Raw genomic sequence first — 8,646 nt, 5'->3', positions numbered from 1 at the left:
GTAATAATGACCCCCACTTTTGAATCTCGCAACCAGGAAAGATGCTGTGAAACTACTGCCGGATCCGAAGAGCTGTAAGCCCCAAGAACAGGGTAGTAATCACTGGTGATATCAAGGGGAGGGTAGAATTGATTACCATATTCCCAATGTCCCCAGTATCCATTTACAGCTGGATTGGTGTACCACGGGTAATAAAAGACGCCAACTTTAGTAGATGGAATAATAAAATATTCTATATTTGAAAAATCACTTTCTCCTCCTGCCCCGTACGCTTTAACAGTAACATAGAAGGCAGACCCCTCCCAAAGATCACCAGACAAGTTGGTTTGAGTTCCCATATCAATTCTTCCGATTGTTTCTGGACCGGTGTAAGGATACGGGGCATAAAGCAATTTATAACCGGTTGCACCGGGAACCGCAGTCCAAGAGATGGACACATTGATGCCAGTTGTGGTCAGTGACGGTGAAAGCACCACCTAAATTATAAGAAATAAAAGGACGGTACAATGAGTTAGAAAAAAATCTCATTTAAAAGCCTATTTTTACTTGATTTTACTTATATCATGGTTATCTTTAACTATAACGTACTGAAATTATAGCTTGAATTCAACTCATAAGTGCAACTTTGATTGGGTGGCCGACTTTACCGGAATCAGTGGCTGCTTCTCACTGGAAGGTGCAAGTAACCTTTTATGTTTCACCGGAAACGTCACTGGAAATTTCCAGGTTGAGATATTCACCAGTGTGATTGGAGGATATCTCAGACCAGGAAGATTTTGATTTCAAAGGAAGGGGGAAGCCATGATTCAAAAAAGTCTTACTGTCTTAACGATTTTTTTTACCGGGCTGGGGTGTCTGTTGGGGTCGATGTTTCCACAAGTGTCCTGTGTTGCAGAAACCATTGCCAATAATGTGGTCTTGGCAGATCCGGTGATTGCTGATGACCTTGTTATTGCTCCCCTTGATTTCAATTTCATTCTCCCTTATGTGCGACCAATCGCGCCGGAGCTGGTTTCCCCTACGCCTCTGGGCGAGAGCCTGTTGCCTGCCGCGCCATCGGTGGATCTTGATTATGCCTACAGGCCATGGATTGCTGCCAAAATCGGCCCGATTGAGGGCATTCCTGATCTCTCCGATATGTTGGAGTTCCTTGTGCCCTTTGATCTTTTGATCATTGCCCATGAGGATTTTGTCGATGAGCTTGCGCCTCTCAAGGCCCATAAGGATTATACGGATATCCCCACCAGAATCTACAGCTGGCAGGGGCTCGTGGAGCGTTTTCATGATCAGGGTCGGGATGATCAGGAGCGCCTCAAAAAGGCTATCGCGTCTTTTCGACAGAGCTGTGACATCAAGTATGTCATGCTGGTGGGTGATTGCGACCGGTTTCCGGTCCGCTACTGCATGATCTACGACCCCACGCACTGGGGACATGGCTATAGTCCTTCAGATCTCTACTATGCCGATCTCTATGCTGCCGACGGAACCACCTTTGATGACTGGGATGGTGATGGGGACGGTATCATCGGTGAGATGCAGGGAGGTACCTGGACTGCGGGTTCAACCCTGGCCGCCATCAACCTTGACGGGATGGATCTCTATCCCGATATTGCCTTGGGCCGGATTCCGGCATCCACCGAGGCAGAGGTGACGACCTACGTTAATAAAGTAATCAGCTATGAGTTCGCTGCCTACAAGGCATCCTGGTTCGACAACGCGGTGCTCATCGTGCCTGGATATAGGGCTAATGACGGGAAATACTATGAATATCCCGGAAGCTGGTCCGCCAAGGAAGATGTGGATGGTAAGCTTACGGCTGTTGGAATGACTTCAACCAAACTTTATGACTCCCGAATTGAGGGACTGCCCGTGGGTCTTGGGGATGCCGAGCCAACTGCGGCAAATATCAGTGCGGAGATCAATAGTGGGGTTGGTTTTGTGAACTTTTCAGGTCATGGAGGCAGGACTACCTGGGGACCGTATACTTCTGCCAATGTGGCTGCCCTTAATAATGCCGGCAAACTCCCTGTGGTCTTTGCCGGGGCCTGCTCAACGGCCCAGTTTCATTTTGGTGACCGCTTTCTCGACGTTGACGGGAACACCTTCACTAGAAGTGTCCAGTGTCCGAAATACAATGATGCCAATCGTTGCTGGCCGGCGAATCCAAGTGCCGACCAATCCCCCGAACCGGCTGCAATTCAGAGTGCAATTTATGATCTGGATTCCATGGCTGAGGAATTTCTGGTGAAGAGGGATGCCGGAGGCATCGGCTACATTGGTTCATATACCGGGGCACAAGGTGGCAGTCAGGCCTTGGACCGATACTTTTTTGAGGGCTACCGCTATAGCCTTAAACCGGCAATCCTTGGCTACCTGTGGAACTACGCTGTCCGGCGCTATATCAACAACAACTTTCACATTGACTTCAATACGGGATCTGACTGGACTCCCCAGGCCATGTTCCACCATATCCAGAAATACATGCTTTTCGGCGATCCTTCTCTTCGATTGGGCGGGGTGTCCCGTATCCAGAGGGCGGATTTCACAGACCACTATGAGATGGTTCATGACGGATGGCAGGGAACCTTCAATCTGAGCAAAGCTGCCGGTGATATTATTGAAGGAACCCCAAACATGGGTGGGAAATATACCTCCAGCGACGGAGCGGAACATTTGTTGCGCGGTTTCGTGAGGACAGCGACCTATCCCATTTCCACGAGCTGGGGTCCTGATCACAAGATCAGCTTCTACATCGATTTTGTCGATACCCCGAGCCAGGATGATGACCAGAAGTTTGAGGGGTATCTCTTCACCCAGACCAAAGATGCCATGGCCGGGTTCACTTGGTGGAACGACATTCCCTTTGGTTTTTTTGCCCGGAAAGATGCTCTCTTTATTGGTCTCGGTCCCAATTTTGTTCCTGGCGCGGTTTCCATGGCGGATTTCCTGGGAACCTACCGCATGGATCATGATGGCTGGCCGGGAACTCTTGAACTCTGGGAGCCCTATTTCAGTATATTAGGTTCCGGAAACGTGGCGGGAAGATATACCGCCGGAAACGGTACGGAGTATAATGTCAGGGGTACGGTGAAGACCGCCTCCACAACGCTGCCCAGTGATTGGCCTGATCACAAAATAGAGTTGTATATTGATTTCTCCGATACTTCAGACTTGAATGACGACCAGAAGTTCGAGGGATATCTCTTTGCTCAGACCAAGGATGCCATGGCCGGGCTTACCTGGTGGAATAATACTCCCTTCGGCTTTTATGCCGAGAAGGAGCGCCCACCTGCGCCTCGTATTCTGGCAAATAGCAAGGATGACGCGGTTATAGTGGCGGCTGGCGGAGAGGTGACCATAGCGGTGCAGCTTGATCCCGGCGTGCTCATGGATGATGGGTGCGACTGGTGGGTTGCGGCCTCCACGCCTTTTGGATGGTTTTCCTATGTGTTTCCCCCCGGCTGGCAGGTTGGGATTCATACCTGTGTTCAGGCAGCCCCCGTTCTCCTTCCCAACCCCATCGAGGTTTTAAAGGCTGTGTTGCCGCTTGGGGAGTATACTTTTTACTTTGTCCTTGACAATCAGCAGAACGGGACTCTTGACGGTACCATCTGGTACGACTCGGTAACTGTCCAGGTTCAGTAGGAAATTGCGTTTCTTTCCTGGAGTGTTCCAGGCCTTCGGGCTGTGGCATTAACATTGACCAACGATAATTTTAACATGGCATCTTGGATATTGATGACCTCTTTCTTTCTGATGTTGGTTTTTTGCTGAAAACACTTTATCAGAGGTTGGAGGTCATTTCAATTTCAACTAAGAATAGTACCTCTTGCCATCTGTAATTGATGGAGGCACTAAAATCCGCTGTTTATGTTGGATTCAGCGACTAAAATCGTTTCTTTTATGGTTTTCGATTTGTTTCGAAATGAGTATGCCAGGGGGAGCCAACCACGGATGCAACCGGTTTCCTAACCGGTTGCTTAACGGAGGATAGATCCCCGCATCAGTGATGCGGGGCTTCGTTGTTATTGGAGCAGTGGTTTCATAAAGTTACGCCAGACCCGACATTCCCGGCTGCATTCTCCATTCTCCGCCAAATCGCCTGTTTCATGTCCAGGGGCAAATATTTAACCTGATTTCCGCCTTCGGACCCCGAAACAAACGCGGAATTCTCCGATTCTCCGTTTTTCACATTTCTTTATTTAGCCGGTCGTTTGCATTAAGGGTCGACCAATTCCGCTGGCAGTAGCCTGAAAATAGCCGAAATATCCTTTCGGTAGCCGATTCATGATTGATGAGGTGTTGCCGTTCCTTAGCCTTCAGAATAGCAGGGTTAATCAACTTCAAAACGAACATTACGGGCCAAGAATTCATTTGCATCTGCTGTTGCAAATGCTATAATCACTCATTCGTGATTAAAGGCGGTGAATACCGGCCTGTCTGCGCGGGGCGAAGTGCGGCAGGCAGATTGCTTGCAAAGGAAAAAATGATGGCAATAGACGATCAGAGCCTTCCTGAATTGGTGAAGGAAATCCGAAAGCAGTTGTCCCTGAGCCAGGAGGACCTGGCCCGGGAACTCGGTATCAGCTTTGCCACCGTGAACCGGTGGGAAAACGGCTTGGTTAAACCGTCGAAGCTGGCCAAAGCGCAGTTGGATAACTTTTGCTCCAAGATGACCCGGCGAGGGAAACTGAAACTGACCGTAGGCGATAAATGAGCAAGAATAACCTGCCTGTGCGTGGCCGCACGCAGACAGGCAACGGTGCCAATCTCGGCTTTGAGAACCAGATGTGGGCTGCCGCCGACAAGCTGCGGGGGCATATGGATGCCTCCGAGTATAAGCATGTGGTTCTCGGATTGATTTTTCTCAAATACATCTCGGACGCCTTCCAGGCCAAGTACAAGCAGCTGGAGGCCACGAAGGATACTGAATATACAGACCCGGAAGACCGTGACGAATACGCGGCGACCAACATCTTCTGGGTGCCGCAGGAGGCCCGCTGGAAATACGGCATCCCGCCGGTGAACAACGCCAACTACGCCTGGATTCAACACTTCATCCACCACCTCTCGCCCACGTGGGTGGCCGGTTTCGTCATGGCCAACGGGTCTATGTCCACCAACACCACCAGCGAAGGAGAAATCCGCAGGAACATCATCGAGGCGGACCTGGTGGACTGCATGATTGCCCTGCCCGGACAGCTCTTTTACACGACGCAGATTCCGGTGTGCCTGTGGTTCTTGGCCCGCAACAAGGTAGGGGCGCACGGCCGGTCGCCCTTACGCGACCGGCGCGGCCAGACCCTCTTTATCGACGCTCGCAAATTGGGAAGCCTCATCGACCGCACCCACAAAGATTTTTCCGACGAAGAGATCGACAAGGTCACCGCTACCTACCATGCCTGGCGTGGTGTAGGGGCGGATGGCCATCCGCCCTATCAGGACGTGCCGGGTTTCTGCAAGAGCGTCACAACCAATGAGATCAGGGAACACGGCTATGTGTTGACCCCGGGCCGATACGTGGGCGCAGCCGAGATCGAGGACGACGGAGTGCCTTTTGAGGAAAAGATGGCCGAACTATCAGCCACGCTCTACGAGCAGTTCGCCGAAGCGGACCGGCTCGAAGCCACCATCAAAAGGAATTTGGAGGTCTTGGGCTATGGGGAGTGATGTGCTATTAAACAAAAAGCTTGTTTTGTTTAATAGCCGCCGGGCTTATTTAACGAGAGACAAATAGGGAGACATCGGATTATGAGGCGTGGTTCTACCGGACAATACGAGACAACCAGCGTTGGGGGAGAAACAATACGAGCGTTTATTCCAAATCCGCTTCCACCTTCACCGGCATTGGCGTTGACTGACCGGCGTCAATGTTTGCTGGAACGCGCTACGGTGGCACTGGGTCGACTAGACAGCGTGACCTTGCTATTGCCCGATCCAAACATATTCCTTTACGCCTATGTCCGCCGTGAAGCCGTACTCTCTTCACAAATCGAAGGCACGCAATCATCACTGGCCCAATTGCTGCTTTTTGAAATGGAAGAGGCACTGGGGGTCTCCATTGACGATGTGCTGGAAGTTTCCCATTATGTCGCGGCGCTCAATCACGGGCTCAAACGATTGCAGGAAGATTTTCCCCTCTCCAACCGCCTGATTCGGGAAATGCATGGGACCCTCTTATCGCAAGGCCGCGGAAGCGATAAGTCCCCGGGCGAATTCCGGCGATCCCAAAACTGGATTGGGGGAACGCGCCCGGGCAATGCCCATTTTGTTCCCCCCCCGCCCGGTCAGGTTGAGGTATGTATGGCGCAGCTTGAGCGTTTCCTTCACGACTCAGACAATCCATATCCCACGCTCATCAAGGCGGCCCTGGCGCATGTTCAGTTTGAAACGATCCATCCCTTTTTGGATGGAAATGGTCGTATCGGACGGCTTCTCATTGCATTTATTTTGCACCACGACAGGCTGCTATCCCAGCCGCTTCTCTATCTCAGCCTCTATTTCAAGCAGCATCGGCAGGAATATTACCGCCTGCTGGACCTGGTTCGCACCGAAGGCGATTGGGAGACGTGGCTTGATTTTTTCCTGGAAGGTGTCGAGCAGATCGCGTCAAACGCCGTGGAAACAGCCAAAAGGTTGTTATTCCTCTTTCAGCAGGATGAGCAGAAAATTCAAGCACTGGGGCGATCCGCTTCTACAACTATGCGCGTTTTTCGTGTTCTTTGCGAACATCCCCTGGCTACCCTGAACCGGATTTGTGAATCGACCGGGCTTTCTTTTCCTGCCGGCTCCAAAGGCATGCAGCAGCTCGAAACGCTCGATATCGTGCGTGAAATCACCGGACAGCAGCGCAACCGGATTTTTGCCTACCAGCAGTATTTGAGTATCTTGAATGAAGGGACGGATAAATGAGGGAGAGTATGACGTGTGAGGTCCTGGGCTATGGCGAGTGATTGGACACTGAAGAAAATCGGGGAGTTTGCAGAAGTAAAAGGGGGGAAACGCCTTCCAAAAGGTAAGAGGCTCTCTGAAAAAAAGACTACTCATCCATATATCAGAGTTGTAGACTTTACGGAAGGTAGAATTTCGTTATCAAATTTACTCTATGTCCCTGAAGAAGTGTTTCCAAATATTAAGCGATACATCGTTGAGTCTGGAGATGTAGTCATATCTATCGTTGGAACCATTGGGTTGATCGCAACCATTCCGTCTGAATTGCATGCAGCAAATCTAACAGAAAATGCAGCAAAGATATTAATCGAGGATACTACAGTTGATTCACAATATCTGTCTTATTATTTGAAATCCTCGATAGGACAGCATGAAATACAAAGAAACACTGTAGGATCAACACAGCCCAAATTGCCTCTTTATGGTATCAAGAACATTGAAGTAAGCTATCCGCGTCTCCCTGAACAACGCGCCATAGCCCACATCCTCGGATCGCTGGACGATAAGATCGAATTGAACCGCCGGATGAACCAGACGCTGGAGGCCACGGCTCGTGCCACCTTCAAGTCCTGGTTCGTGGATTTCGTTCCAGTGCGTGCCAAAGCCGAAGGCCGCCCGACAGGTCTGCCGGATGATATTGCCGCGCTCTTCCCCGATAGCTTTGAGGGCTCGGAGATAGGGGAGATTCCGAAGGGCTGGAGAGTTGGCGTGGTTTCAGATTTGGGAAATGTAATTTGTGGCAAAACTCCGCCCACGAAAGATCCAGAAAACTATGGAGAGGACATCCCCTTTATCACGATTCCAGATATGCATGGTAAGGTTTTTGTCACACAGACAGGAAAGTATCTTTCTACAAAAGGCGCAAATACCCAACGCAATAAATACCTGCCAGCCAAAACTATTTGCGTTAGTTGCATTGCTACGCCGGGATTGGTTGTTATGACAACTAAGAGATCCCAAACAAACCAACAAATAAACAGCGTAATCCCAAAAAGCAAAAGAAGCTCTTACTATTGCTATCAGGTTTTGAATAGACTCGGAGATCAAATTCGTGCTGGTGGCAGTGGTGGCTCTGTTTTGCTGAACTTAAATAAGACGCTATTTTCAAATATTAAGGTTCTTATTCCTGATTCTGAGACAATTGAGAGTTATCAACAGATTGTTGAGCCATTTTTTGAAAGATTATTACAAAATCAACGTGAATCAGTTTTCCTTTCCTCTCTACGTGACACCCTGCTCCCTAAACTCATTTCCGGTGAACTGCGGGTCCCGGATGCGGAGAAGTTCGTTGAGGAGGCCGGGGTATGACCTACAATCCCGATATTCATCGCCGCCGGTCGATTCGCCTGAAAGGGTACGATTATTCACAGGCCGGGGCATATTTCGTTTCCATTTGCACACAAAACCGGGAATGTCTGTTCGGTGAAATCGTGAATAGGGATATGGTGTTGAATGATGCCGGTCGGATGGTGGAATCCGTTTGGGGTGAATTGCCGATTCGTTTTGGCCATATTGAATTGGACCAGTTTATTATAATGCCGAATCACATTCACGCCATTTTCATGTTACACCGTAGGGGCGAACCTTGTGTTCGCCCTGATTCGTCGACCGATCCCAAACCGACCGATCCCAAAACGACCGACCCCCAAACGGGCGACCCCAAAACGGGCGACCCCAAAACGGGCGAACACAAGG

At 50.1% G+C, this 8,646-nt stretch carries 7 protein-coding genes; 6 read left to right on the top strand and 1 reads right to left on the bottom strand.

All coding sequences use genetic code 11. The features are described from left to right. Positions 1–338 (bottom strand): hypothetical protein (locus U9P07_11345; GenBank protein MEA2110003.1); only part of this gene is annotated, 338 nt, incomplete at its 3' end. A gap of 463 nt (positions 339–801) precedes the next feature. Here U9P07_11345 and U9P07_11340 point away from each other — a divergent pair. The 6 genes from U9P07_11340 to U9P07_11315 form a co-directional block, all read left to right on the top strand. Further along, on the top strand, positions 802–3,645 hold the full coding sequence (locus U9P07_11340) for a C25 family cysteine peptidase (protein MEA2110002.1): 2,844 nt from the start codon (positions 802–804) through the stop codon (positions 3,643–3,645). An 844-nt stretch (positions 3,646–4,489) separates the two neighbouring features. Beyond that, on the top strand, positions 4,490–4,717 hold the full coding sequence (locus U9P07_11335; protein MEA2110001.1) for a helix-turn-helix transcriptional regulator: 228 nt from the start codon (positions 4,490–4,492) through the stop codon (positions 4,715–4,717). Beyond that, positions 4,714–5,670: an N-6 DNA methylase gene (locus U9P07_11330; GenBank protein ID MEA2110000.1), complete on the top strand. Its 957-nt coding sequence runs from the start codon at positions 4,714–4,716 to the stop codon at positions 5,668–5,670. The genes U9P07_11335 and U9P07_11330 overlap by 4 nt, the downstream gene beginning before the upstream one ends. A gap of 81 nt (positions 5,671–5,751) precedes the next feature. Next, a complete protein-coding gene (locus U9P07_11325; protein MEA2109999.1) occupies positions 5,752–6,912 on the top strand; it encodes a Fic family protein in 1,161 nt (386 codons plus the stop codon). Between the two features lie 30 nt (positions 6,913–6,942). After that, positions 6,943–8,259 carry a restriction endonuclease subunit S gene (locus U9P07_11320; protein ID MEA2109998.1) on the top strand — a complete coding sequence of 439 codons (1,317 nt, stop codon included), beginning with the start codon at positions 6,943–6,945 and terminating at the stop codon, positions 8,257–8,259. Further along, a partial coding sequence (locus U9P07_11315) for a transposase (GenBank protein ID MEA2109997.1) occupies positions 8,256–8,646 on the top strand: 391 nt, incomplete at its 3' end. The genes U9P07_11320 and U9P07_11315, both read left to right, overlap by 4 nt.

Source organism: Pseudomonadota bacterium, assembly GCA_034660915.1.
Classification (GTDB): domain Bacteria; phylum Desulfobacterota; class Anaeroferrophillalia; order Anaeroferrophillales; family Anaeroferrophillaceae; genus DQWO01.
Note: the sequence above shows the minus strand (reverse complement) of the source record. Positions and strands in the feature narration are given on the sequence as shown.